Source organism: Leifsonia sp. GW821-FHT13C09 (assembly GCF_058806435.1).
Genome location: NZ_JBXAPS010000007.1, coordinates 36,485 through 61,271 on the forward strand (window position 1 = coordinate 36,485; position 24,787 = coordinate 61,271).

The following is a 24,787-nucleotide window of genomic DNA, read 5'->3' on the forward strand; positions in this document are numbered from 1 at the left end:
CTACACGTTCGCCGGAACCGCGGGCTCGGCCGCGACCGGCGCCTCGACCGCGACCGGAGCCTCGACCGCGACCGGAGCCTCGACCGCGACCCAGGCGGAGTCCTTGGCGGAACTCTCCTCGACAGCGGCGAGCACGCGCTGCACCGCCAGCCCGTCCGCGAAGCTGGGGTCGAGCTCCGTGCCGTGCGCGATCGCCGTCACGAAGTCCACCACCTGGTGCGAGAACCCGTGCTCGTAGCCGAGCATATGCCCGGGCGGCCACCAGGCCGACACATACGGATGCTCGGGCTCGGTGACCAGGATGGACGTGAAGCCCTGCAGCTCGGCGGGCGCCGTGCGGTCGTAGTAGCGCAGCTCGTTGAGCCGCTCCAGATCGAACGCCAGCGCGCCGTCCGTGCCGGACACCTCGATGGCGAGCGCGTTCTTGCGGCCGGTCGCGAACCGGGTGGCCTCGAACGAGACGAGCGCGCCGCCGTCGAGCCGGCCGGTGAAGATCGCGGCGTCGTCCACAGTCACCTCCCCGAGTTCGCCCGTGGCGCTGCCAGTGAAGCCCGAGCGCTCACCGAGGACGGGGCGCTGCGTCACGATCGTCTCGACGGTCCCGGAGACGCGCGTGACGCGCTCGCCGGTCACGAACTGGGTCAGGTCCACGATGTGGGCTCCGATGTCGCCGAGCGCGCCCGAGCCCGCGTGCTCCTTCTGGAGGCGCCAGCCGAGCGGCACGGACGGGTCGACCAGCCAGTCCTGGCGGTACGCGGCGCGGACCTGCCGCACCTCGCCGATGGTCCCGCGCGCGATCAGGTCCTGCAGCAGGGACACGGCGGGCACGCGGCGGTAGGTGAAGCCGACCATCGCGCGCACACCGCGCTCGGCCGCGCGCTCCGCGGCGGCTGCCATCGCCTCGGCCTCCTCGACCGAGTTGGCGAGCGGTTTCTCGCACAGGACGTGCTTGCCCGCGTCCAGGGCAGCGATCGCGATCTCGGCGTGCGAGTCGCCGGGCGTCACGATGTCGACCAGGTCGATGTCGTCGCGCGCGATCACCTCGCGCCAGTCGGTCGCGTGCTCGGCCCAGCCCCACTTGGCGGCTGCCCGAGCGACGGCCTGCTCGTTCCGGCCGACGACCACGGCGAGCTCCACGGCCTCCGGCAGGTCGAAGACCCGCGGCGCCTGTCGCCAGCCGACCGAGTGCGCAGCGCCCATGAAGCCGTAGCCGATCATGGCCACGCGGAGCGGGTGCCCGCTCTGATGACCTGCGGTCATGCGAGCACCAGCTCGCGCTCGACCGGGACCCGGTTGGTCACGTAGCGGCCGGGGCCGCCGTCGACGCCCGGCATGATCTGCATGTAGAGCAGGCGCATCGTGAGCACGACCTCCACGGTTAGCTTCTCGCCCGCCGCGGGCGCGTGGCCCAGCGGGATCACGACGTCCGGGCGGTCCGCCACGAACCAGAGCGTCTCGGACTGCTCGGGCAGCTCCTCGACGCGGTAGCTGCGGCCGTTCAACACGAACCGGAGGTCGTCGCGCGGGATAGCGACGCCGCCCACGGTCGCGGCGACGTCGTCCACGGCGGACAGCCAGAGGCTGCGGTACCAGGGCAGCTGCACCGAGACGGCGACGCCGTCGTCGGTGCGCCGGACGTCCTTCTCGGAGAACAGGGAGTTGTGAGTGGCCATCGGGTCCTCCTACTTGAACGTGTCCACGAACGTGTCGTGCGGCGCGGGAGGCTCCGGCTCCAGCTTCTGCACGGCCGACGGGCTGTACGGGTGGTTCTCGCTCGGCACGGGCTCGTCGGCCGGCGGCATGAACACCGGCTTGCCGTCGTCGCCGAAGTACATCAGGTCGAGGTCGAACGCGGCCTGGTTCTTCTCGCCGAAGCTCACCCAGTTCTCCTCGAACGGCGCCCGGGCGAGCTCGTAGCAGCGGAACTTCCAGATCCGCCACTCGCCGTCCTGACGCAGGAAGTCGATGGCGTACTTGCACCAGACCCAGTGCGCCCAGACCTTCTTGCCCTGCACCTCGCCGGGCGAGTACATGAAGTCGGGGCTGCCCTTGGCCACCTCCGGGTCGGTCAGGCCCGACTCGGTGCCGGCCATGATCCAGACTCCCTTGGCGGTCTCGCCGTCGCCCGCGACCTCGATCACGGGCGTGGTGGTGGCGTGCAGGATGAGCTTGCCCTCGGGAGACGGACGGCCGCGGTGATAGCGGGTGACGCTCTCCCAGGTCGTGTACTGGCCGGCGTTGGTGTACCGGGCGCGGATGCCCTCCGTGCCCTCCTTCACCCAGAGCGGGATGATCCGCTCGTCCTGGAAGGCGTTGTGCAGGAACATGTAGCGGTTGAACAGGTTCTCGATCTCGCCGCGGTCGGCCGCGCGGCGGGCGAGGCCGTGAGCGGCCGCGACCTCCTCGCGGAGTCGCGCTACCTCGGCGGCGAGCTCGGAGAGGGTCCCCTCGGTGACGGCGTCCGACATCTCGCTCGACACCGCCCTCAGGCCGGGACGCCGGCGACGGCGTCCTCGATCGTGCGCCGCATGAGCGCGTGCTGCCTCTTCACGAGGTCGATCGGGTCGGCCTCGCCCAGGTCCTGGAAGGCGTGGCCCTCCCACTCGCTGGAGAGGAACCCGCGGTAGCCGCCCTGGACGAACTGGCGCACGATGCGGGGGATGTCCATCGCGGGCTCCTGCCCGTCCGCGTCGATGTCGTAGAACTTGGCGTGCACGTGGAAGATCTGCGGCATGATGTCCAGCCACTCCTCCGGCGGCACCAGCCCGTGCATGTTGAACGCCAACCGGGTGAACGGCCCGAAGCCGACCGGGTCGACGCCCTCGCCGGTGAGGTAGTCCTCGAACTTCTGGTTTCGGACGTGCATCGGGGTCGGCTCGTGCCAGATCTCGTCCATGACCGCGAAGTGCTTCTCGTCCATCCCCATCTTCGCCAGCTGCGCGAGCAGCGTCGGCGACAGGCTGTGCATGGTCGACGAGAAGTCGGCGGTGAAGCCGAGCCGGTCGCTGCCGAGCTCCTCGTACAGCTCGCGGATGCCGACCACCTTGGGGTCGTTCGGACCCTGCGGCGCGTGGATCTCGTAGCCGAGCCGCTGGTCGTACTTCTCTGCCAGCGGCAGGAGGCTGCGCAGCAGCTCGCGGCCGGCCGAGCGGATGACCACCCGCTTGAAGCCGAGCGTGTGCGCGGTCTTCAGCTGGCGGGCGAGGAAGTCGTGCTCCTCGTCCGGCGTCATGTCGCGGTCCTTGCGGCGGCCCATGTCGAGGTTGGTGCCGACCGCGCTCGGCTCCAGGCCGTACTTCTCCAGGGAGTCGAACCAGAGCTTCACGAACTCGTCGTCCACGTCCGGGTAGGTGCGCAGCAGCTGGGCGATGTTGAACTCCACGCCAGGGCCGATCCCGTTCTCGGCCACCGCGGCGATCAGCGTCTCGGGGGTGTAGAGGCCGGCGGCGAACTCGCTGGTCATCGAGTAGAGCGTGGTGCCCGGCTCGATGCCGGTTCCGGCGATGCCGTCGTTGGTCGTGTCGCTCATGCCTTCGCTCCTTCGGTGCTGGGCAGCCAGTTCTTCAGCTGCGTGCGAGCCTCCGCTGCGTCGGTGACCATCCGGCTCCCGGCGTCCTGCGCGGCTGAGCGCTGCACGGCCTGCTCGTCACGGATGATCTCGAACGGCGACTGCCAGTAGTTCCAGTGCCAGCCCTCGTACTCGCTGGAGATCGCGCCGTTGTAGCCGTTGCGCACCAGCAGCGCGATCAGGTCGCGCACCGGGACGGACGGCTCCTCGCCGTTCTCGTCGATGCCGAAGAACTTGCCGTGCACGTGCTTGATCCAGGGCATGATCTCCAGCCAGTCGTCCACGCGCGCCGGGCCGAACAGGCCGGTGCCGTTGATGCCGAGGTCGATGCCCAGGTCCGGGCGGCCGTTCTGGGCGGCGAGGGCGATGAAGCGCCCGAAGCGCTGCCCGTGGTCGGCCTGGTCGGCGGGCGGCCCGGCCTCGTAGAACTCGTTCCACAGGTCGACGACCTTGCCCAGCAACTCGTCCGTGGCGCCGCGGCGGCGGTAGGCCTCCAGCAGCGACGGCGCGAAGCCGACGGTCGTGGCGCCCCAGTCGGCGGTGAAGCCGAGGAACGGCGAGCCCACCTCCTCGTAGCGGTCGCGGAGGGCGAGGATGCGCGGGTGCGACGCGTACTGGTCGGCGTGCACCTCCAGCGCGAGCGTGACACCGTACTGCTCCGCGATCGGCGCGAGCGCGGCCATCGAGTCCGGCGTGATCGAGATCTGCACGCGGGCGATCGGGAAACCGAGCTTGGCGGCCGCCTCGATCTGGCGCCGCATGTACTCGATCAGCTCGTCCTGGTTCAGCAGGCGGTCGCGGTGGATGCCGATGTCGGCGTTGATCGCGAGGGAGGTCGTCACCAGCCCGAGTTCGTCGACCAGGTCGCGGAACTTGCCGGCGAAGGCGTCGTCGATCGCGGGGAAGCCGCGGAAGCTGGAGAAGCCGATGATCTCCAGGCCCGGGCCGTAGCCTTCCGCGGCGACTTTGCGGATGAGGCCGTCGAGGTCGTACTCGCGGCCGTGGAAGGCGCGCGTGAAGCTGTAGAGGGTCACGCCCTGGATCGGCGATCCGAGGGTGGTTGCTGCTGCGGCGCTCATGCCGTCACCGCCTTCATGGTCTTGGTGTCGTGCTCCTCGATGTGGAGCACCTCGTCGTCGCCGATGACGATGTACGGGATGTACACGGTGAGGTCGACGGAGACCTCGTGCTCGCGGCCGTCCGCCGCCACCGGCAGGTCGCCGGACAGCACGGCCGAGTCGAGTGGGAACCACCACGACTCGGTGTCGTCCTTCATCTCCGCGAAGGTGCGCTCCTGTCCGTTGAGCTCCCAGCGGAGGGTCTCGGCCGGAGCGGGCACGCCGTCGATGGACAGGGAGGCGCCTGCGATGCAGGACGCCGGGAGCGCACGGTACCAGGGGATGCGCACGTCGACCGCGGCACGCGTGCCGGTGGTCCTGAGCGTTCCCTGCTCGATGATGCGATCGGGGATCACGAAGTCCTCCTTGACTACTTATTCCGTGTTTCTACACACTAATGTTGATTTGCTGCAAAAGACAAGACCTCGTCACCACGGGCGGCGAGTTCGCGCGCGATCCGGCGGGCGCCCTTCACCGCGAGCGCCACCGAGGTGAGCGTCGGATTGCAGGCCGTGGCCGTCGGGATGACGCCGTTGCCCGCGACGAAGACGCCGGGGGCGTCCCACACCTCGCTGTCGGGCCCGCACACGCTGCGGCCGTCGTCGGTCTCCCCCATCCGCACGCTGCCCTGGTAGTGCAGGGAGGCGCCGAGCGGCATGGTGAACGGCCGGTCGCCGATCGGGTCGCCGACCGCCTTCGCGAGCGTGACGATCTCGTCCTGCGCGCGTTCGACCGCCGCACGGTCGCGGTCGGTGAGCCGGTAGTGGATCCGCATGGCCGGCATCCCGTACCAGTCGCGCTCGTCGTCGCTGAACTCCAGGCGGTCGTCCCACTGCAGGTCCTTGGCGCAGAACAGGCCGAGGCCGACGATCGAGCCCGGCACCACCGGGTCGTCGTCCGCGAGCGGGATCGGCGAGGCGTCGAGCTGCATGACCTGGCCGTGGAACGGCACCGCGTCGGTGAACGGCACCCAACTGACGCCGCTCTGCTCGCTGATCGGGCCGTCGATCATCTCGTCGGCGCCGAAGCCTCCGGAGGTCGTGGCCTCCGACGCAGCCGCGGCCACCGCTGCGGCATCGCGGATGCGGGTGGCGTAGACGATCTGCGTCTGGTCGTTGAGCATCCGGCCGAGCGCGGCCGGGCGGATGCCGCTGGCCCATAGCACCTGCGGCGTACGGAGCGCGTCGGCGGCGACCACGACGAAGCGCGCGCGCACCGTGTGGACCTCGCCGGTGCGCCGGTCGCGGACCTCGACTCCCGCGGCGCGGCCGTCCTCCAGCAGCACCCGGGTGACGAGCGAGTCGTCGTACAGCGCGAAGCGCTCGTTGGCGCGGGTCGCGTCGCCGAACACCACGTCCGAACCCGACCACACCAGCCGGCCGTCGTCGCGGCGGTGCACCGCGAGCGGCATCCGCTGCACGCGCCGGGCGGCCGGCCTGCCGTCGTCCACGGCCGCCGCGAGGCGCTCGCGCACTAGCGCCGTGAACGGCGCGCCGTCGAAGGCGTCGGTGGTGACGCCGAGCAGCCGGTCCGCTTCATCGAGGAGGTCGTCCAGGTCGGGCAGGAACGCGATGCGCTCACTGTCGCCGGGTCGCGGGCAGGCGCCCGTCCAGTGCGCGCCCATCCCGCCGACGTTGCTGGAGAAGGCGACGACGGGCATCCCGTCCTCCCCGGGCTCCTGGAAGCCCTCCTCCAGCAGATAGGTGCCAGGCCGGGCGCGGCGCTGGCCGGCCGTCACGGCCCCGGGCGAGCTCACCGTGTCGGCGCCTGCGCCCGGACCCTCCGAGCGCTCCTGCGCGTCGGCGCGCGCCGCGGCGTCCTCGATGTTCTTGACGTGCGCGCCCGGCGGGTCGGAGACGGTGGGGCCGACCTCGAACAGCGCGATCGTCGCGCCGGGCGCCTCCTCGCTGAGGATGCGCGCGTAGGCCGCGCCGGTCGGCCCGCTGCCGACGATCGCGACGTCGACCGCCTCGGGATACCGGCTCATGCCGCGGCCGCCACTTCGCGGATGAGCGCGACGGAGGCCGCCGACTCCTGGGTCGGGTAGTACTCGAGCCCGATCGGGCCGCCGTAGCCGGAGGCGCGCAGGATGCCCAGCCGCTCCGCCCAGTCGAGGTGGCCCGATCCCGGCTCGCCGCGGCCCGGGGCGTCCGCGAGTTGCACGTAGGCGATCAGGTCGCCCGCGTTCGCCAGCTCCGCGGCCATGTCCTCGCCCTCGACGGCCGAGTGGTAGATGTCGTAGAGCACGCCGAAGAACGGCGAGTCGACGCCGCGCGCGACATACACGGCCTCCGCTGTGCGGTCGAGCAGGGAGCCCGGGTGGTCGACCCGGACGTTCACCGGCTCCAGTGCGAGCGTGATGCCCGACCCGTCGATCTGCGCGATGGCCTTCTGGTAGATCTCGATCAGCTTGTCCAGCTGGACCTGGCGCTTCCAGCCGCCGAAGCCCGTGCCGCTGCCGACGACGATGCGCGGGCAGCCGAGGTCCTGCGCGATGGCGACGCCCTCGTCGAGCTTGCGGTAGAACTCGGAGTGGTCCCATGGCGGGATCATGAACTGGGTGCGCGGTTCGGAGAGCTGGGCGGTGAGCGCCGTCCCGGTCTCCTCCAGGGCGGCCTTCAGCGCGGGGAGGTCCTTCGGCGTCGCCGGGGCGTCGACGCCGGTCGGGCCCCACATCTCCACGGCTGTGAAGCCCGCCGCCGCGGCCGCGCGCACGCGGTCGTGGTAGTCGCCGGCCTCGGTGAAGAGCAGTTCGATGTTGGGTGCGAGCTGGTACATGGTTCTCCTGTTCAGAACATCGGGTGGTCGTGGGCGGCATGCGCGGGAACCTGCTGCAGCACGTCCCAGTGCTCGACGATCCGGCCGTCCTCGAATCGGTAGATGTCCGCGACCGCGGCGTCCGGTGCGCCGGGTCGGGAAGCCTTGACGTGCACCATCGCGAAGTCGCCGTCGACGAGAATGCGCTGGAGCTCGAACCGCGCGTCCGGGCTGCCGTCGAACTTCGGCGTCAGCGCCGCCACCGCGGCAGCGGGGCCGTCAGGGATGTTCGGGTTGTGCTGCCGGTACTCGTCGGAGACCAGGAAGGCGAAAGCCTCGGCGACGCGCTTGCGCGTGTAGAAGAGGTCGCAGAAGCGCTCGAAGTCGGCGCGCCGGTCGGTCATGCCGGCTCCTTCCGCGAGACGAGGGTGACCGGCCCGAGCAGGCCGCTCGGGTCCTGCTGCGCGAAGGCGGAGAAGAAGTCGGGCTGGGCCTTGGCCAGCGTGTCGGTCACCTCGACCTCCAGGGTGTTCGTCGCGGCGAGGACGCCCTCCGGCACCTCGAAGACGTACGGCGGCGCGATCCGGGTGCCGAGGTGGACGCCGTTGAGCCGGACCGTCGCCAGCTCGAAGACCGCCCCGAGGTCGAGGGTGTGCGGGAGACCGGCGGCGGTCGCGTCGAACATCGCCGTGTAGCGGGCCGTGCCGCTGAACCGCGGCAGCAGGTCGGGATCGCTCAGCGGACGCAGCTCGCCCAGGGTCCGCCAGTCGGCGAACCCGGGCTCGCCCGCCGGCGCGAGCGCGACAGACCAGGCCGGCGCGAGCTCCGCCGTCGCCCCGCGTTCGGCGAACGGCTCGACCGGGAGGCCCTCCCACGCGGCGGGCGACCCCACCAGGAGCACCGTCGCGGCGCCGGGCGCAAGGTCCAGGTCCACCCGCGTGCCAGCGCGGCCGGTCGTGGCCGGCACCGCGGTCAGCGCGCCGGTGAAGGCGTCGAACGCCACGACCTCGCCAGCGCGCGGGAGGGTGGCTCCGCTGCGAACGCTGTCCCGCACCGACTCGTTCACCAGCATGATCGCGTCCGCGTCGCCGAGGTCGCGGCGCAGCACCCGCAGCGACGGCGCGGACCGTTCCAGCCGCACGGCGCGATCGGTCATCCCGGCCGCCGCGTCGACGAGGCGCTTCTGCGACACCTGCCGGAATCGGAGCCGCAGCGCGCCGGGGTCACCGCCTCCGGACACCTCCGGCACCGATCCGACGAAGACCACCGGCACCCCGGCGTCGTCGAGCCGCAGCAACTCGCGCGCGACGTGCTCCGGCACGAAGGCGCTGCCCGGCACGATCAGCGCGTCGTACGTCTCCGCGCCGAGGACCAGCTTGGAGCCGCCCACCCCGGCGTCGGGGAGCGCGTCGGCCGGCACGATGTCGGCGTCGAGCTGGGCCTCCATCAGCAGGCGCAGCGGATGCTCGGACGGCATCGCGTCGCCGAGCCACTCCGCGTCGGCGTGGTACAGCACTGCGAAGGGCGCCACGTGCACGCCGCCCTGCAGCAGGTGGCTGAGCCGGTTCGTGTACGCGCTGAGCAGGTGCTGGTACGGGTACTGCGGGTTCTGCCCCCGCGCGTAGAAGTGCGGCGGGCAGTCCGGGTCGGGGAACGGCGCGGGCGAGAACGCGTGCGGAACGACGTGCGTCACCCCGCGCACCAGAAGGTGGTTGGTGAGCCACGTGAACAGCCGGAGCCCGGCGTACCAGCCGTAGGCGCCGATCGTCTCGCACACCGACCTGCCCTGCTTGAGCGGGTCGAGGTGCGCGGCGGACGACGCGAGCTTGGCCAGGCCGAAGTGGAAGAACTCCCCCGCGGCCGCGCCGGACAGGTTGCCGAACGGCCCGCGCGAGAACCCGGGGACGACCTGGCCGCCGATGATGTCGACGCCCGCCATGTCCTGCCCCGCCATTGCCCGGAAGTAGTGCCCGGCGCCGGGTCCGAGCCGCGCGTGCGCGCCGTTGTCCTCGATGATGTGCCCGATGTACTCCACCCCGCGCTCGCGGCACCAGGCGCCGAGGCGGCGGCTGAAGTTCTCGGAGTACAGCCCGGAGACGGTGTCCATGTAGGCGTAGCGGACCTCCCGCTCGCGGCCCTGGGCCGGCCACCAGAGCAGCGGGAGGAGTGCGGCGGCGTCCGCGCCGAGACGCTCGGTGAGCCGCTCGGCGACAAGGTCGTTCCAGGGCAGCGGCACGGCCTTGCCGAGCGCCGAGTCGAAGTCGAAGGTGTCCGGGTCGTTGTAGAGGCCCGGCTCGTCGCTGAAGAATCCCGCGATCGTGTCTCCGAACTCGGCGGCATAGCGCGCGTGGACGGCCTCGTACACGGTGTCCACGAGCAGCTGCGTCGAGGCGCCGTCGAGGTAGTCGATGTGGCGCGCGTGCCGCTCGCTGCCGCCCTCCCCCAGCGACAGGAAGAACACGCGCCACCAGCCGTCCGGGATGTCCCAGTGCAGCACGCCGTCCGCGATGCGGTCGGTCAGGTCGACGGGGTCGCCGATCAGCTCGCCCGAGTCCTCGGCACGGGGGTAGGCCAGGACGCGGACAAGCTCGCCCGGGTCCTGGGCGGCCTCCGGCCCCCAGAACTTGCGGCGCTCCACGATGAAGGAGGCTCCGCGCGCCGGGCCGACCGCGTCGGTGTGCCGTTCACTGAGGAAGCGCCGCCGCAGCTCCGCGGGCGCGGACTCCACCGCACCGCCGGCGTGTCCGGTCGGGAACGTGTCGTCGTCGAAGAACCAGACCTTCATCCCGCGGCGCCGCGCGATCTCGAGCACGGCGTCCACGTCACGCCACCAGCCGTCGCCGAGGAACTCGGGATGCGGCCGGGCCTCCAGGATGACGGCGCCGATCCCGGCGTCGCCGATGCGCTCCATCTCCTCGCGGACCACCTCGATGGGCGCGCCCTTCTGCCAGAACAGCGGCATGATCGCGTTCGGGACGGCGCCGGCGACGGCGTCGCGGAGTCGGTCGAGGGTCATGCGGTGTGCTCCAATCGCAGGGTCAGCCGCTGCTCGCCGCTGCCGTCGCCGACGCTGACGGTGAAGTCGCCGGGCTCCAGGACGCGGCGCTCGCCGTCGGCCCAGAAGCGGAGGTCGTCGGCGTCGATCCGGAAGCCGACCCGGGTGGACTCGCCCGGTTGCAGGGTCACCCGGGTGAAGCCGCGCAGCCGGCGGACCGGCTGGCTGACGGAGGCCACGTCGTCGGTGACGAACAGCATCACGACGTCGTCGCCGGCCCGGTCGCCGGTGTTCCGCACGATGACGCTCGCCTCGACCCCGGCCTCCAGCTCGTCGGCGCGCACGACCTCGCGGGACAGCGCGAACCCGTCGAGCTCGAAGCGCGTGTAGCTGAGACCGTGCCCGAAGTCGAAGCGCGGGCCGAGGGGGAGGTCGAGGAACTTCGACGTGTAGTAGTCGTCGGTGTTGTTCGGTCCGGTGAGCTCCGCGATCGGGCCGCCGGCGAGCAGCGCGCCGCCGGTCCGCGGCGGCCGGGCGGTCCGCTCGTGGTCGTAGTGGATCGGCACCTGGCCGACCGCGCGCGGGAAGGTCATCGGCACGCGCCCGCCGGGGTTCGCCCGCCCGGAGAGGGTCGCGGCGATCGCCGCGGGCGCTTCCGTGCCGAGGTGCCAGACGCAGAGGAGGGCGTCGACGCGCTCCACCCAGTCCTCCACGACGAGCGGCCGCCCGGTCGCGAGCACGACCACCACGCGGGCGCCGGCGTCCGCCAGCGCGTGGATCAGCCGGCGTTGCGCCTCCGGGAGGGTGATGTCGGAGCGGGAGCTCGCCTCGCCCGAGATCCGACTCGGCTCGCCGACGGCCAGGACGACCAGGTCGGCTCCTGTGGCGTGCTCCACGGCCTCGGCCAGCGCGACGTCGGTCGCGTCGAAGAACCCGCAGCCCTCGACGACGTCCCAGTCGACGCCGGGCAGCTCGCTCCCGAGCGCGTCGGCCAGGCTCTCCCGCACCGGCGAGGCGAAGTGCTGCACCCACGCGCCGAGGTGGTCGAGGCTGCGCGCGTAGGGTCCGGCGAGCAGGATCCGGCCCGACGCCGGCAGCGGCAGCGCACCGCCGTTCGTCAGCAGCACGGTGCAGCGCTCGGCGGCCTGACGGGCGAGCTCGCGATAGCGCTGGGTGGCGGCGCCACCCGAGGCTTCGACGTACGGGTGCTCGAACAGACCGAGCCACTGCTTGAGCCGGAGCACCCGCCGCACCGCGTCATCCACGCGCGCGACCGACAGCTCGTCGGACGAGACCAGCGCCAGGCCGTCGGCATCGACCAGCAGAGAGCCGCCCATGATCACATCGACGCCGGCCTCGATCGCAGCGATCACCGCCCCGCGCTCGTCCGCGACGATGCCGTGGTTCACGAGCTGGGCCACGCCGTCGGCGTCGCCCACGACCACGCCGTCGAAGCCCCACTCCTCCTTCAGCACCCCGGTGAGCAGCTCGCGGTTGGCGTGCATCGGGATGCCGTTGAGCGCGTTGAAGGCGGCCATCACGGTCGCCGCCCCGGCCTCCACGCCCGCCCGGAAGGTCTCGAGGTAGGTCTCGCGCAGCCGGCGTCCGGAGACGTCGGTCGTGTTGTAGTCCCGTCCGGCCTCAGCGGCCCCATACGCGACGAAGTGCTTGAGGCAGGCGGCGAGCGCGTCGCCCGCGGCGAGGTCCCTGCCCTGATAGCCGGCGACCTTCGCGGCGGTGAACACAGAAGAGAGGTAGGAGTCCTCGCCGAAGCCCTCGACCACCCGTCCCCAGCGCGGATCGCGCGTCACGTCCGCCATCGGCGAGAACGTCCAGTTCACTCCGGCCGATCGCGCCTCGGTCGCGGAGACGCGGGCATCGAGCTCGGCCACCGCCGGGTCGAAGCTCGCGGCCTGCGCCAGCGGGGTCGGGAAGATCGTGAACTGCCCGTGGATGACGTCGAGCCCGACCAGCAGCGGGATGCCGAGTTCCGTCTCGTGCACTGCGATCCGCTGCGCGGCGTTCGTCTCCTCCGCGCTCGGCGGCCAGAACGTCGAGCCGATGCCGCGCCGGAGCAGGGCTTCGCGTTCGGCGGAGTCGGGCCGCCACACGATCTGGAGCTGGAGGAGCTTCTGCTCCCAGCTCATGCGCTCGACGAGTGCCTCGATGTCGACCGTCATCGCGCCTCCCCGTCGAGCGGGCGATACCGGAACCGCCTGAAGACGGCGTCGCCGTCGCCCGCGGCGAAAAGCGCGGGGCGGAGGCTCTTGAGGTCATTGATCGTCGCCGAGTGCGCCCCCGAGGTGTCGTAGCGGACCCCGTGCCGCGTCCACTCGCCGCCCGGACGGCGGTGCCAGCCGGTGACGATGTGGCGGTCGTTGCGGAGGCGGAGCTGGATGATGTCGCCGGGCGACGCGGGCTCACGCCAATGCGTGCGGACGCCGCCGGCGTAGCTCACCATCGCCGCGCCGTCCCAGCCCATTCCGTAGAACAGGCGGTCGTTGAAGTAGAGGAGCAGCCCTCCCGTCGCGCCCTCGCGCACCTCGACCTCCACCTCGACCTCGTAGGCCTCGTCCATCGCCCAGGTGGTCAGCGGCGAGCTGTCGGAGGGCGACGTGCCCTTCCCGCGGAGCACGAGGCCGGCAGCGAAGCGCGCGCGGCCCTGCTCGTCGGGGCCCGGATTGTCGAAGACCCAGCGCTCGCCCCAGGCCGCGGCGGCGAAGTCGTCGGAGGGGGCGGGGACGGCGACCGGGGCGGAGGTTCCGGCCGGCTTCGCGAGCGGTGCACCGAGGTCGGAGGCGCCGGCCACCGGCCAACCGTCCTCCGTCCAGTGGATCGGTTCGAGCAGCGCCTGCCGCCCGAGCGTCCGGAAACCGTTCGCGTAGCCGTGCGACACCATCCACCAGGAGCCGTCCGGCGCGTCCAGGATCGTCGCGTGCCCGCGCGACCACCACGCCTCACCGTCCGACCAGGTGCGGGCGATCGGGTTGCCCGGCGCGTTCTCCCAGGGACCGTGGATGGAACGCGAGCGCGCCACGATCACCATGTGACCGGTGGCCGGCCCGCCCGTGCCGCCGACCGCGCTGACCAGGTAGAACCAGTCGCTGCGGCGGAACAGCTTCGGACCCTCCAGCGCGTACGCCTCGGTGATCCACTCGTCCGGGTACCGCCAGCCGTCGTAGACCTGCTCCAGCGGCGTCACGGCGCGCAGACCGTCCGGGCTCAGCCGGCAGCGGCGGATGCCGCTGACGAAGAGGTAGCGCTCGCCGTCCTCCCCCACCGCGTGGCCGGGATCGATCGCGCCGGAGACCCCCGTGAACACCGGTTCGCACCACGGCCCCTCCGGGCTGTCGGCGTGGGTCACCCAGATCTGCGGCTCGGCGATCGCGTCCGACCAGGCGCTCGGGATGAACGGGATGTAGAGATAGAAGCGGCCGTCGTGCTCGATGAAGTCGGGCGCGAACACGGTGGTGAGCGGACGCTCCAGCGCGCACGTCACGAACGTCCAGTTGACCAGGTCCGGCGAGCGCCAGACCGTCAGCCCGGGCGACGCGTCGAACGACGAGTACGTCAGGTAGTACTCGTCACCCACCCGCAGAACTGCCGGGTCGGGCCGGTCGCCCGGCAGCACGGGGTTGCGGAAGGTCCCGTCCCCGAGGTCGGGAGCGGACCGTGGAGCGTCGGTCATCGTCAGCCCTTGAGCCCGCCCGCGTAGCCCTGGATGAACTTCTTCTGCGCGAAGGCGTAGAACGCCAGGATCGGGATCATCGAGACGATCACCACGGCGAAGATCAGGTTCCACTGCGACACCAGTGAGCCCACGTAGCTGTACATCACGACGGGAAGGGTCTGCCAGGGCGTCCCGTTCAGGAAGATCAGCGATGTGAAGAAGTCGTTCCAGACGATGAGCCCGGCGAGGATCGCGACGGTGCCGGTGGCGGGCGACATCAGCGGGAACACGACCTTCCAGAACACCTGGTACCGGTTGGCGCCGTCGATGACCGCGGCCTCCTCGTACTCGGGCGTCAGGTTGCGGAAGAAGTTCGCGTACAGGAAGACCGACAGCGGCAGCAGCATCCCGGTGTAGATCAGGACCATGCCCCACGGGTTGCCGACCAGTCCGACCGTCCGCGCGCCGATGTAGAGCGGCAGGGTGCCGAGCTGCGTGGGCAGGATGATCGCCGTCAGGAACAGGTAGTACGAGCGCCGGCTCCATTTACTGGTCGACCGCGCGATGCCGTAGGCGGCGACCGAGCCGAGGGCGACCAGCAGCACGATGGAACCGGCGGTGATGATGACGCTGGAGAACAGGCCGGCCCAGATGTTCCCCGAGGCGGACGACGCGGGCGAGAGCAGCTGGATGAAGTTGTCGAACGTCGGGCTCGTCGGCGGTGCGACGGCGGCCGAGTCCAGGATCTGCGGGAGCGTCTTCAGCGACCCCACCAGCAGGATCCAGAACGGCAGCAGCATGATCGCCGCGGCGATCAGCGTGATGATCTCGATGGTGAGCGTCTTCTTGGTGTAACGGAACACGGTTCACGCCTCCCTGGCGGAGCGGTCGCGGGTCGCCCACTGCTGTGCGACGGAGAAGAGGAGGATGAGGAGGCTCAGCACGAGCGCCAGCGCCGCGCCGAAGCCGAACTCCTGATAGGTGAACGCCTGCTGGTAGACCTCCAGCGCCAGCGTCTGGGTGGCGCCGGCGGGGCCGCCGCCGGTGAGGGCGACCACCTGGTCGAAGACCCGGAGGCCCTGGATGAGCGAGAGCGTGGTGGCGATGGCGACGGAGGGCTGGATCATCGGGAGGACCACGTAGCGGAACCGGCGGAAGGTGCTGGCGCCGTCGAGCGCGGCGGCCTCCTCCATCTCGATCGGGACGGTCGCAAGACCGGCGAGGTAGATCACCATGACGAAGCCGATGTTCTGCCAGACCATCACGATCAGCACGCACCAGATGGCGAGCGTCGGGTCGGCGAGCCAGTTCTGCTTCGGGATTCCGACGCCGGGCAGCGCCTGGTTCAGCGGACCGTTGTAGTCGAAGATGAACTTCCAGATGTACGAGACGGCGATGGGGCTGACGACCACCGGCATGAAGATCAGCGTCCGCAGCACGTACCGCGACTTCAGGGTGCGGTTGAGCGCCAGTGCGAACAGCAGGCCGAGGACGTTCGTGAAGATCAGGAAGCCGAACGCCAGGAACAGCGTGTGCCAGAGCGAGCCGATCAGCTCCGGCGTCTGGAAGATCTTGACGAAGTTCTGGAGGCCGACGAAGTCGAACGGACCGAGACCCGACCAGTTCGTGAAGGCGAAGAAGCCGCCGGCGACCGTGGTCAGGTAGATCACCACGACCATCAGCACGAGGGCGGGGAGGGCCCACCACCAGCTGCCGAGCCGCACCTGGTACGCCTTCGTGCGGGGCGCGCGGCGCGGCGCCCGCACCTCGGTCTGCGTCTTGGTCATCGTCCGCACCTCTGACTGCGTCGTCATCGATTCGTTCCTTTCATACCGGTTCGGGCGGCCGGCTCGCGAGGAACCGACCGCCCGGGGGTCCGGGTTCAACCCCAGTCGGTGTCCATCTGCTGGAGCACCTGCTTGACGGTCATCTGACCGGTCAGGATGCCCTGCACGCCGTTGCCGAGGTCGGTGTAGATCTTCGCGTTCGGCCACTCCGTGGGGGCGTAGCCGCGCACATCGTTCTTGGCGAGCTGGCCCTGGATCCCGGCGTACTGCGGCAGCAGCGTTGAGGTCTTGCTCGCGTTCGCCGGGATCGTGCCGACGAGCTTGGAGTACGCCTCCTGACCCTTGTCGGAGATGATGTACTTCAGGAACTCCTCGGCGAGCTTGGGGCTCTTGGTCTTGGCGCTGGCCGTGACGCCCTGGTCTTCGCTCAGCGACAGGTACGTCTTGCTGCCCTGGGGCGCTCCGACCGGGAGCGTGATGAGCTTGACGTGACCTCCGGCGGCCTGCATGATCTGCTCGGCCGCGGCGCTCGGGGCGAAGAAGCCGAGGATCTTGCCCGACGACGCCCCGTTGGTGAGGGCGTCGAAGCCGGCGCTGGTCGCGCCATCCTGGAAGCAGCCCGCGTCGTACAGCTTCTTGATCGACTCGAGCGCGGTCGTCCAGCCCTTGGTGCCGGCGAAGGTCACCTTGTTCTTGGCGCGGTCGGCGTTCCAGTTCTTGTTCGGGCCGTAGACCGTGGAGGTCGCCAGCGCGACGGCGAGGATGCCGTTGTTCTGAAAGGTCGAACCGGCGAGGCCGTAGACGGTCTTGCCGGCGGCGCGGGCCTTGCCGCACTGGGCGATGATGTCGTCGAGGCTGGTCGTGGCGTCGATGTTGACGCCGATCGACTTCGCGAGCTCGTCGTTGTAGATGACGCCGTTGAGCTGGGTGCCGAGCGGGACCCCGTAGGTCTTGCCGTTGTAGGTCCAGAGGCTCTTGGCGGCCTCCGGGATCTTCGAGGTGAGCCCCGGGTCGTTGAGCTCGAGCACGAGCCCGGACTTGGCGAACGGGATGACCGACTGCGCCTGGCCGGTGCCGCCCTCCGCATAGAAGGTGTCGGGAGCGTTGCCGCCCTGGACGCGCGTGGCGATCGTGGTGCCGTAGCTCTGCGTGGGCAGGTTCTCGGTCGTGACGGTGACGCCCTTGTTGTCGGCCATGAACGCGTTGGCGAGGCCGGTGTACGCGGCCTTGTCCTGGTCGTTCGTCGCACCGAAGGCGAACGTGATCGTCTGCGGCTCCTTGCCGGACGACGTCCCCGTGCCGGAGCACCCGGCGAGCAGGAGTCCGGCGGTGACCGGGATGGCGAGCCAGGCGAGCCGAGCGGTGCGGCTCCTGGGTGTGTGCTTCATCGGATTGACCTCTTCTAAGACTTCTTTGTCGGGGAGGCGGCGGCTGTGTCGCCGGCCTCGGGGGCAGTTTCGAGTGTCGCAGCGGTAAAGCAGATAAACAACGGTAGTTCTGCTTATCCCAGACATAAGCTGGGTCGATACGCGATCGAGACACCGGCCGCTGCCCCGCCCCTCGGGCGCGTGGTTATAGTGAATTCGCCCGGCTCCGCGTAGGAAAGGATCACATCGTCGTGACCGATTACCCGTTGATGTCGCGGCTCGACCTCAACCTGCTGATCGCCCTGGACGCCCTCCTCACCGAGCGGAGCGTGACCCGCGCGGCCGAGCGCCTGCGGCTCAGCCAGCCAGCCCTGAGCGCCTCGCTCGCGCGGCTGCGCATCCACTTCAACGACCCGATCCTGGCCCGCCGCGGCAACACCTACGAGCTCACCCCGCTGGCCCTGCGGCTGGCCGACCACACCACGATCGCGCTCGACGCCGCCCGGCGGGTGTTCGAGAGCCAGGCGACCTGGGACCCGTCGGAGTCGGTCCGGCAGTTCTCGATCTACGGCTCCGACTACGGCTTCACGACGATCGGCCGGGTCGTCTCCGAGCTCGCCGCCGAGCAGGCGCCCGGCGTGCACTTCCGCTTCATGCTGCACAACCCGACCGTGGTCGAGGACGCCGCGAACCGGCTGCGGTCGGTGGACGGCATGGTCATCCCGCACGGCTTCCTCACCGAGTTACCGTTCGTCGACCTCTGGCAGGACGACTGGATCGCGATCGTGGCCGAGGAGAACGACGAGGTCGGCGACGCTCTTTCCCGCGAGGAGATGTCGAAGCTCCCCTGGGTGATGAACTACCAGTCCCGCTCGGCGTTCACGTCCGCAGAGCGGCAGGTGCAGCAGCTGGGGGTCGAGCCGAACGTGGAGGTCGTGGTCGAGAGCTTCATGGCGATCCCGCACTTCATCGCAGGCACCCGGCGGGTCGGCATCATCCACTCGGCGCTGTTCCCGCTGGCGAAGCGCGCGGCGGCGGTCCGCTCCGTGGGCCTCCCGTTCGAGCCGACGCCGATCGTGAACGCGTTGTGGTACCACCCGGTGCACAGCCACGACCCGGAGCACACCTGGATGCGGGCGCTCTTCGAGGAGGCCGGCCGCATCGTCGGGGCGGGCGACCACAGCTGAGGCGGAGGGCTTACCTCACCAGCGATCCCCGATCCAGCCCGCGATGGCGTCGAGGGTGCGCGCCGCGCCGGGATGCGACGGCTCGTTGATGTGCAGCGGCAGGGCGCGCAGGTCCGGTTCGGTTCCGTCATCCGCGCGCCGCCGCGGGTTCCACCGCACGCATGCTCGCCCGGATCAGGTCGTGCTGCTTGCGCACGAGCAGCAGCGGGTCGACCTCCCCGAGCTCCGCGAACGCGTGGCCCTCCCACTCGCTCGACCAGTAGCCGCGGTAGCCTCCCGCCACGAACACCTTCACCAGCTCCGGGTAGTCGATCGCCGGCTCCTGGCCGTGCTCGTCGATGTCGTAGAACTTGGCGTGCACGTGCAGGATCTGCGGCATGATGTCCGACCACTCGTGCGGGTCGACGTGGCCGTGCATGTTGAAGGCCAGGTGGGCGAACGCGCCGAGGCGGCCCGGGTCGAAGCCGCGGCCGTTCAGGTAGCCGATGAACTCCTGCTGCCGGTCGCGCATCGAGGCGTCGGTCGCCCAGATCTCCTGGAGGCGCAACACCTCGTCGTCGCCGAGCCCGGCCCGGCGCACGGCGCGCAGCAGCGTGGGCGACATGGCGTGCATGGTGGACGAGAAGTCGGCGACGAAGCCGAGCAGCGGCGAGTCCAGCTCGGCGTAGACGTCGCGCACCTTCACGATCTCCGGGGAGTTCGGCCCCAGCGGCGCGTGGATCTCGTAGGCCAGCTTCAGCTCCAGCTCCTCGGCGACGGGCAGCAGGCGGCGCAGGAGGTCCGGCTTCGCCGACTGGATGCGCACCAGCGGGAAGCCGAGCTTCTTCGCGCCGCGGAACAGCAGGTCGCTGAACTCGAATTCCTCGTCGGGCGTCATGTCGCGGTCGCGCCGCCGGCCCATGTCGAGGTTCGCCCCGAACGAGCTGGCGTCGAAGCCGTGCCGGTCGAAGGCCTCCCGCCATGTGGCGACGAACGCGTCGGACACCGCGGGGTAGGTCGGCAGCACCTGGGACGCCACGATCTCGATCCCCGGGCCGATGCCGAGCTCGGCCACCCGGTCGAGCAGGCCGTCGAAGTCGAACCAGCCGGCTCGGAACTCGGCGCTCGCGGAGTACAGGGTGAGGCCCAGCTTGAACGGGTCGGCGTCCGTCGCCTCCGGCGCGGGCGGCACGTCGGTGACGAGCGCGGGCGGTGCGGCATCGTGATCGGTCGCGGTGAGCGTCAGCCGCTGGTGGACGACGTTGGGCACGTAGAGGCCCGGGCCGCCGTCCTGACCGGGAGCGATCTGCATGTACGGCAAGCGCAGCTCACCGTGCAGCTCGACGTCGTGCGTCTCGCCCAGCGCGACCGGCGCGTCGCGCCGCACGATCAGCAGCGGGTGCGACTGCAGGTACCAGAGCACGTCGCTCTGCTCCGGGAGGTCGGCGATCGCGTAGCGCACGCCGTCCAGCTCGAACGTAAGGTCCTCCTCCGGCACCTCCACGCCGTCGAGCGTGAGCCGGAGGGTGCCGACCGACGAGAGCCACAGGCTGCGGTACCAGGGGATGGTGAGCGCGAGCGCGAGGCCGTCGGGGTGGACGCGCAGGCTCGCGTCGTCGATGAGTCCGTTGGGCATGGTCAGTTCCTGTCTGCGAGCGCCGGGTCGGCGGCCGCGCGTTCGGCGGCGGCCGCGCGTTCGGCGGCGATGGTGCGGATGAGGGCGTGCTGCCGGCGCAGCTGGTCGGGCGCGCGGTAGGGCTCGTGATGGCCCTCGTACTCGCTGGAAAGCCAGCCGGTGTAGCCGGAGTCCACGACCACGTCGAGGATCTCCCGCCAGGGGATGTAGTGGTCGACCAGGTCGTCGTCCACCTCGTAGAACTTGGCCTGGAAGTAGACCGTGTGCTCCATCACGTCGGCCAGGTCGGAGACCGGCACGAACGGCACCACCGGCGGCCGGGCCGAGCCGTCGCCCATGCGGAAGGAGGCGCTGCCGCCCCGGCGCGGGTACGGCGACAGCTCGAAGACGCCGGTGTCGATGAGGAGGCCGAAGTGCTCGGAGCCGGTGCGCTCCTTGAAGTCGATGTACTCCTCGACCACCGGGGACTTGATGACGGTCGGCCAGTGGATCTCGGGGCAGATGACGATGTCGAGGTCGGCGGCGAGCTGCAGGTTGCGCTCCACGGCCTCCTGCCAGATCGGGTCGACCCGCAGGTCCTCGGAGATGACGCCGATCTTCGGCCGCAGGAACGAGAACCCGAGGGTGGAGGCCAGCCGGAGGTCGAGCTCCAGCTGCGCCGCGCCCTCCTGGACGGTCATGCCGCGGCCCGGGAAGCGCCGGGTGTCGAGCCACGAGCCGTAGAGCGTCGGCGTGAGCCCGAGCCTCTCGTTGCGGGCGAACCAGGCGTCGACCCAGGCGGTGGACGGGTTCGGGTAGTCCTCGACGTGGCCCTCGCCGAGGATCTCGAGGCCGGTCGCGCCGAGATCGGCGACGTCCTCGACGCACTCCTCGACGGTCATCGTCACGCCGATGTCGTCGGTGTACGAGTACAGCGACACGCCGAGGCCGAAGGGCGGATTCCGGGTGGTCACAGCACGATCACCGCCTTCCGCGACGCGGTCCAGATGGAGGGCTGGAGCTCCTCGGGGATGTACGACATCCGCAGCCGCAGCTCCAGTGCGACGTTGTGGATGCCACGGGCGAGGCCGCCGGCGCGCGAGACCGTCAGCACGGCGGCGTGGCCGAGCGGCCAGCGGGCGTCTGCCGACTCCTGGAGCTCGGCGAACGAGTACTCCGCCACGGTGTCGTGGCCGGCCGGCAGCGTCCAGCGGATGCCGTCGCCGTCGAACCGCTCGCCGTCGACCGTCACGGTGGGCTTCTCGATGAGGTTCGCCCAAAGCCCGCGGTAGTAGGGGCTGCGGACGCGCAGCTGGAACCCGGTGCGCGCGCCCTCGGGCCCGACATTGCGGAAGCCGGAGGTCTGTATCAACTGCTCTTCGAGCATGTCGTCCTCGATTCTGTGGTGGGTGTTCCAGGTCAGTTCCGCGTCTCGGCGGATGCCTCCGCGGTGAGCCGCGCCGCGGCCTCCCGGGCGCCGCGGACTGCGATGGCGACGCTCATCAGCGTGGGGTTCATGGTCGTGGCGGTGGGGATGAGCGCGTTGCCTCCGACGATGAGGTTCTGGTAGCCCCACACCCGGGAGTACGGGTCGGCCACCGAAGTGCCGTCGTCCTCCGCGCCCATCCGCATGGTGCCCTGATAGTGGAGGCTGGACCCGTTCGGCAGCAGGCGCGGCTCGGCGACGAAGGTGCCCAGCGCGTTCCCGGCGCGGCGCAGGCGCTCCGTGGCCTCCGCGATCTCGGCCTGCTCGCTGTCGGTGAGCGCGTACTCGATGGTCAGGTTGGGGAGGCCGCGGTAGTCGGGCTCGGCGTCGTCGAAGGTCACCGCGTCCTCGAAGCGCGGCTGCTTGCGCATCCCGTAGCCCATGTTCACGTAGCCCCAGCGGTTGCCCGCGGCCGGGTGCTCGGGGTCGAGCTGGAACGGCGGATTCTCCGCGTACATCACCTGCAGCGAGTACGGGTGACCCGGCTCGGAGAACGGGATGCGGTTCACCGCGGCGACCGGGTCGGCCGCGTTGAGCGCACGGCGGGCGAGCTCGCGATCGAGGTCCGCCTCGGTCGCGTACCGGGCCATCCCCTCGGGGTCGAGCGCGACGGTCGAGATCACGACCGGGTGTTCGGTGAGGTAGTGCCCCAGAGCGCGCGGGCGGATGCCGGAGGCCCAGAGCAGCTGCGGCGAGCGGAAGGCATCGGCCGCGACGACGACGAGGTCGGCCGCGACCGAGTAGACCTCCTGGCTGCGCAGGTCCTCCACGGTGACACCAGTGATGCGGCCGTCCTCGTGGTCGATACGGCGCACGAGCGAGAGGTCGCGCAGCTCGAACCGGTCGGCCAGGCCGCTCTCCGGGTCGAGCAACGGGCCGAGCACGACGTCGGCTCCGCCCCAGCGCATGGTGCCGTCCGGCTGCGGGTCGCCCGCGACCGGCAGAGTGCTCGGGCCGTAGCCGTCCGGCAGCTCGCTCCCGAACTCCTCCGCCAGCAGCGACCGGATCGCCGCGCCGATCTCCGAGTCGGCGAACGCCGCGGTCTGCACGTGCAGCAGCCGGGCGGCCTCCGCGATCAGCTCCTCCCACTCGGCGTCGGAGATGAACGGGATGCGCTCACTGAACGACGGGCTCGGCGTCGCGCACGTCCAGTGCGCGCCCATCCCGCCGACGTTGGTGGAAGCCGCCGCGGCCGGGAAGCCCGGCGCGTGCGCCGAGCCTGCGCCGCCGAAGTCGAGCAGGTGCGTCCCGCCGCGGGCGGTGAACATGCCCTCCACGACGACCGACGACGGGATGCCGAGCGATTCGCGGAAGGCACCCGCCTGCGGCCCCTGCGACAACTCGCGGGCGCGCTCCTTCTCGACCGGGTCCGGGATGTTGCGCACGTTCTCGCCGGCGATCGCGGTGAGCTGCGGTCCGGCCTCGAACATCACCACGCGGGCGTCGGGGACGGCTTCGAGCAGCAGCCGCGCGTAGGCGGAGCCGATCGGGCCGCTGCCGACGACGGCGACGGCGACGGTGGGGACGGTGTTCGTCGGGGAGGGGTTCATGGTGCACTCCTGCGGTCTCTCAGGTGGGTCAGGCGGGGATGGACTCGGCGGCGCCGCGCAGCGCGCCTGGGTCGTCGGACAGTCGGCGATTCGGCAGCAGGATCGACGCGACGACTCCGACGAGGTAGGTCGCGGCGAGCGCCACGAACACCGGGACGAAGACGCTCTGGTAGACCCGGGCGATCTCCTGCTGGAGCGCCGGGCTCTGCGCGTGGGCGATGGCGGGCGTCAGAGTCGCGGCGTCGAGTCCGGCCGGGAGCAGCGCGGCGACGCCCGCTCCGATCAGGCCGCCGATCAACGCCGTGGCGACGGTCGCGCCGACCTGGCGGACGAGGTTCACGCTCGCCGTGATCGAGCCCGTCTCCGCGCGCGGCACCGCGCTCTGCACGACAGCGACGATGAGGCTCATGAACGCGCCCGTCCCGAGGCCGACGACGGCCATCGCGAGCGTCGGCGCCCAGAGCGGAGCGCCGGCGGGCAGCAGCGCCATGGCGCCGAGGCCGGCCGCGCCGAGGACGGTGCCGGCCAGCGGGTACACCCGGTAGTGGCCGGTGCGGCTGACCAGCCATCCGGTGGCGAGGTTGCTCACCAGCATCCCGAACACGGTCGCGATCGGCACCAGCCCCGAGACGGTCGCGCTCGTCCGGTACGCCATCTGGAAGTAGGTGGGCAGGTAGGAGGTGATCGAGAACAGCCCGACGCCGACGATGGCCGAGATGACGGTCCCGGTGGCGACCGTGCGGTCGGCGAAGTGGGAGAGGTCCACGAGCGGCTCGGCGACCCGGAACTCCACGACGAAGAAGACAGCGAGCGCGACCGCCGCGACGACGAAGGCGATGAGCGCGGACGTCGGCCGCGCCGGGTCCCCCGCCTCGGTGGCGGCGAGCACGAGCGCCACTAGTCCGGTGGTGAGCGCGATCGCCCCGGCGACGTCGAAACCGCCGCGCCGCCCGGGCTCGAGATGCGGCACGGCGACGATCGCGAGCGCGAGCGCGGCGACGCCCACCGGGGCGTTGATCCAGAACACCCACGGCCAGCCCCAGGTGTCGGTGATGATGCCGCCGAGCACCGGTCCGATCAGGATCGCGATCGGGAAGGCCGCGCCGATGATCGCCAGGAACTTCGGCCGCTGACGCGGCGTGGTGGTCTCCGCGATGATCGTCTGCGACATCAGCTGGAGGCCGGCCGAGCTCATCCCCTGGACGACGCGGGCGACGATCAGCCAGACGATGCCGTTCGCGAAGCCGCACGCCACCGACGCGAGCACGAACACGGTCACCGAGCTGAGGAAGACGGCACGCGGCCCGATCCGGTCGCCGAGCTTGCCGAGGATCGGCAGCAGGACGGTGATGGCGAGGGTGTAGCCGACGACGATCCAGCTCATGTGCTCGAGCGCGCCGAGCTGGCCGGCGACCGTCGCGATCGCCGTGCTCACGACGGTGTTGTCGAGCGCCCCGAGGAAGGAGACGGCGAGGAGGGAGGTGACGAGGAGGCGGAACCTCAAGGGCGAGAGCGGCATACGCGAGACCCGAACGATCGGGTGATCGACGCGACGGTTTGTGCCCTCGCCCGCGGCTTTACGGTGAGGAACGGGCGCAAGGCCCCGACGTCATGGTCAGTCTAAGACAGACTTACGCCTTTTTTCAACCTAAGAATCCCTCCACGATTCGTGCCGAATGTCGACTCTCGGCGCGCGAAAAGGCGACAT

22 protein-coding genes are annotated in these 24,787 nt (G+C 70.8%); 1 reads left to right on the plus strand and 21 read right to left on the minus strand.

Features of this window, described 5'->3' with window-relative positions; all coding sequences use genetic code 11:
- From AC1ROW_RS18610 to AC1ROW_RS18680, 15 genes are all read right to left on the minus strand, one after another.
- Positions 1–1,218 carry a Gfo/Idh/MocA family protein gene (locus AC1ROW_RS18610; RefSeq protein ID WP_493020848.1) on the minus strand — a complete coding sequence of 406 codons (1,218 nt, stop codon included), beginning with the start codon at positions 1,216–1,218 and terminating at the stop codon, positions 1–3.
- A 38-nt stretch (positions 1,219–1,256) separates the two neighbouring features.
- Complete coding sequence (locus tag AC1ROW_RS18615) at positions 1,257–1,673, minus strand: C-glycoside deglycosidase beta subunit domain-containing protein (RefSeq protein WP_493020592.1); 417 nt, start codon at positions 1,671–1,673, stop codon at positions 1,257–1,259.
- Between the two features lie 9 nt (positions 1,674–1,682).
- Positions 1,683–2,468, minus strand: a complete 786-nt coding sequence (locus AC1ROW_RS18620; RefSeq protein ID WP_493020594.1) for a nuclear transport factor 2 family protein — start codon at positions 2,466–2,468, stop codon at positions 1,683–1,685.
- Positions 2,469–2,485: 17 nt separating this feature from the next.
- A complete protein-coding gene (locus tag AC1ROW_RS18625) occupies positions 2,486–3,529 on the minus strand; it encodes a sugar phosphate isomerase/epimerase family protein (RefSeq protein ID WP_493020596.1) in 1,044 nt (347 codons plus the stop codon).
- Entirely contained in the window at positions 3,526–4,647 is a 1,122-nt protein-coding gene (locus tag AC1ROW_RS18630; protein ID WP_493020598.1) for a sugar phosphate isomerase/epimerase family protein, read from the minus strand. The genes AC1ROW_RS18625 and AC1ROW_RS18630 overlap by 4 nt, the downstream gene beginning before the upstream one ends.
- On the minus strand, positions 4,644–5,042 hold the full coding sequence (locus tag AC1ROW_RS18635) for a C-glycoside deglycosidase beta subunit domain-containing protein (RefSeq protein WP_431347238.1): 399 nt from the start codon (positions 5,040–5,042) through the stop codon (positions 4,644–4,646). Before AC1ROW_RS18635 ends, AC1ROW_RS18630 begins: the two co-directional genes overlap by 4 nt.
- Before the next feature lie 38 nt (positions 5,043–5,080).
- Complete coding sequence (gene carA, locus AC1ROW_RS18640) at positions 5,081–6,673, minus strand: c-glycoside 3-oxidase CarA (protein WP_493020601.1); 1,593 nt, start codon at positions 6,671–6,673, stop codon at positions 5,081–5,083.
- On the minus strand, positions 6,670–7,464 hold the full coding sequence (locus AC1ROW_RS18645) for a TIM barrel protein (RefSeq protein WP_493020603.1): 795 nt from the start codon (positions 7,462–7,464) through the stop codon (positions 6,670–6,672). The genes carA and AC1ROW_RS18645 overlap by 4 nt, the downstream gene beginning before the upstream one ends.
- An 11-nt stretch (positions 7,465–7,475) precedes the next feature.
- The gene (locus tag AC1ROW_RS18650) at positions 7,476–7,847 is read right to left on the minus strand and encodes a nuclear transport factor 2 family protein (RefSeq protein ID WP_493020605.1); all 372 of its coding nucleotides are present in this window, start codon (positions 7,845–7,847) and stop codon (positions 7,476–7,478) included.
- A complete protein-coding gene (locus AC1ROW_RS18655; protein ID WP_493020607.1) occupies positions 7,844–10,459 on the minus strand; it encodes a glycosyl hydrolase family 2 protein in 2,616 nt (871 codons plus the stop codon). Before AC1ROW_RS18655 ends, AC1ROW_RS18650 begins: the two co-directional genes overlap by 4 nt.
- Positions 10,456–12,618: a glycoside hydrolase family 3 N-terminal domain-containing protein gene (locus AC1ROW_RS18660; protein WP_493020609.1), complete on the minus strand. Its 2,163-nt coding sequence runs from the start codon at positions 12,616–12,618 to the stop codon at positions 10,456–10,458. Before AC1ROW_RS18660 ends, AC1ROW_RS18655 begins: the two co-directional genes overlap by 4 nt.
- Positions 12,615–14,126 carry a family 43 glycosylhydrolase gene (locus AC1ROW_RS18665; protein ID WP_493020611.1) on the minus strand — a complete coding sequence of 504 codons (1,512 nt, stop codon included), beginning with the start codon at positions 14,124–14,126 and terminating at the stop codon, positions 12,615–12,617. The genes AC1ROW_RS18660 and AC1ROW_RS18665 overlap by 4 nt, the downstream gene beginning before the upstream one ends.
- 2 nt (positions 14,127–14,128) lie before the next feature.
- Entirely contained in the window at positions 14,129–14,971 is an 843-nt protein-coding gene (locus AC1ROW_RS18670) for a carbohydrate ABC transporter permease (RefSeq protein ID WP_493020613.1), read from the minus strand.
- A gap of 3 nt (positions 14,972–14,974) precedes the next feature.
- Positions 14,975–15,922, minus strand: a complete 948-nt coding sequence (locus AC1ROW_RS18675) for a carbohydrate ABC transporter permease (RefSeq protein ID WP_493020615.1) — start codon at positions 15,920–15,922, stop codon at positions 14,975–14,977.
- A 68-nt stretch (positions 15,923–15,990) separates the two neighbouring features.
- On the minus strand, positions 15,991–17,283 hold the full coding sequence (locus AC1ROW_RS18680) for an ABC transporter substrate-binding protein (protein ID WP_493020617.1): 1,293 nt from the start codon (positions 17,281–17,283) through the stop codon (positions 15,991–15,993).
- A 230-nt stretch (positions 17,284–17,513) separates the two neighbouring features.
- Here AC1ROW_RS18680 and AC1ROW_RS18685 point away from each other — a divergent pair, with 230 nt between their 5' ends.
- On the plus strand, positions 17,514–18,449 hold the full coding sequence (locus tag AC1ROW_RS18685) for a LysR family transcriptional regulator (RefSeq protein WP_493020619.1): 936 nt from the start codon (positions 17,514–17,516) through the stop codon (positions 18,447–18,449).
- Positions 18,450–18,464: 15 nt separating this feature from the next.
- Here the strand turns inward: AC1ROW_RS18685 and AC1ROW_RS18690 are convergent, their stop codons facing one another.
- From AC1ROW_RS18690 to AC1ROW_RS18715, 6 genes are read right to left on the minus strand one after another with little or no spacing between them, the layout of a single operon-like run.
- Positions 18,465–18,608, minus strand: coding sequence for a hypothetical protein (locus tag AC1ROW_RS18690; protein ID WP_493020621.1), 144 nt, complete (start codon positions 18,606–18,608; stop codon positions 18,465–18,467).
- Positions 18,577–20,064, minus strand: a complete 1,488-nt coding sequence (locus AC1ROW_RS18695) for a C-glycoside deglycosidase beta subunit domain-containing protein (protein ID WP_493020623.1) — start codon at positions 20,062–20,064, stop codon at positions 18,577–18,579. Before AC1ROW_RS18695 ends, AC1ROW_RS18690 begins: the two co-directional genes overlap by 32 nt.
- A 2-nt stretch (positions 20,065–20,066) precedes the next feature.
- A complete protein-coding gene (locus tag AC1ROW_RS18700) occupies positions 20,067–21,017 on the minus strand; it encodes a sugar phosphate isomerase/epimerase family protein (RefSeq protein ID WP_493020625.1) in 951 nt (316 codons plus the stop codon).
- Positions 21,014–21,430 (minus strand): C-glycoside deglycosidase beta subunit domain-containing protein, encoded by a 417-nt coding sequence (locus AC1ROW_RS18705; protein ID WP_493020627.1) that lies wholly within the window; start codon positions 21,428–21,430, stop codon positions 21,014–21,016. Before AC1ROW_RS18705 ends, AC1ROW_RS18700 begins: the two co-directional genes overlap by 4 nt.
- A 32-nt stretch (positions 21,431–21,462) precedes the next feature.
- Positions 21,463–23,079, minus strand: coding sequence for a GMC oxidoreductase (locus tag AC1ROW_RS18710; RefSeq protein ID WP_493020629.1), 1,617 nt, complete (start codon positions 23,077–23,079; stop codon positions 21,463–21,465).
- A gap of 28 nt (positions 23,080–23,107) precedes the next feature.
- Positions 23,108–24,598, minus strand: coding sequence for an MFS transporter (locus AC1ROW_RS18715; RefSeq protein ID WP_493020631.1), 1,491 nt, complete (start codon positions 24,596–24,598; stop codon positions 23,108–23,110).
- Between the last annotated feature and the right edge of the window lie 189 nt (positions 24,599–24,787).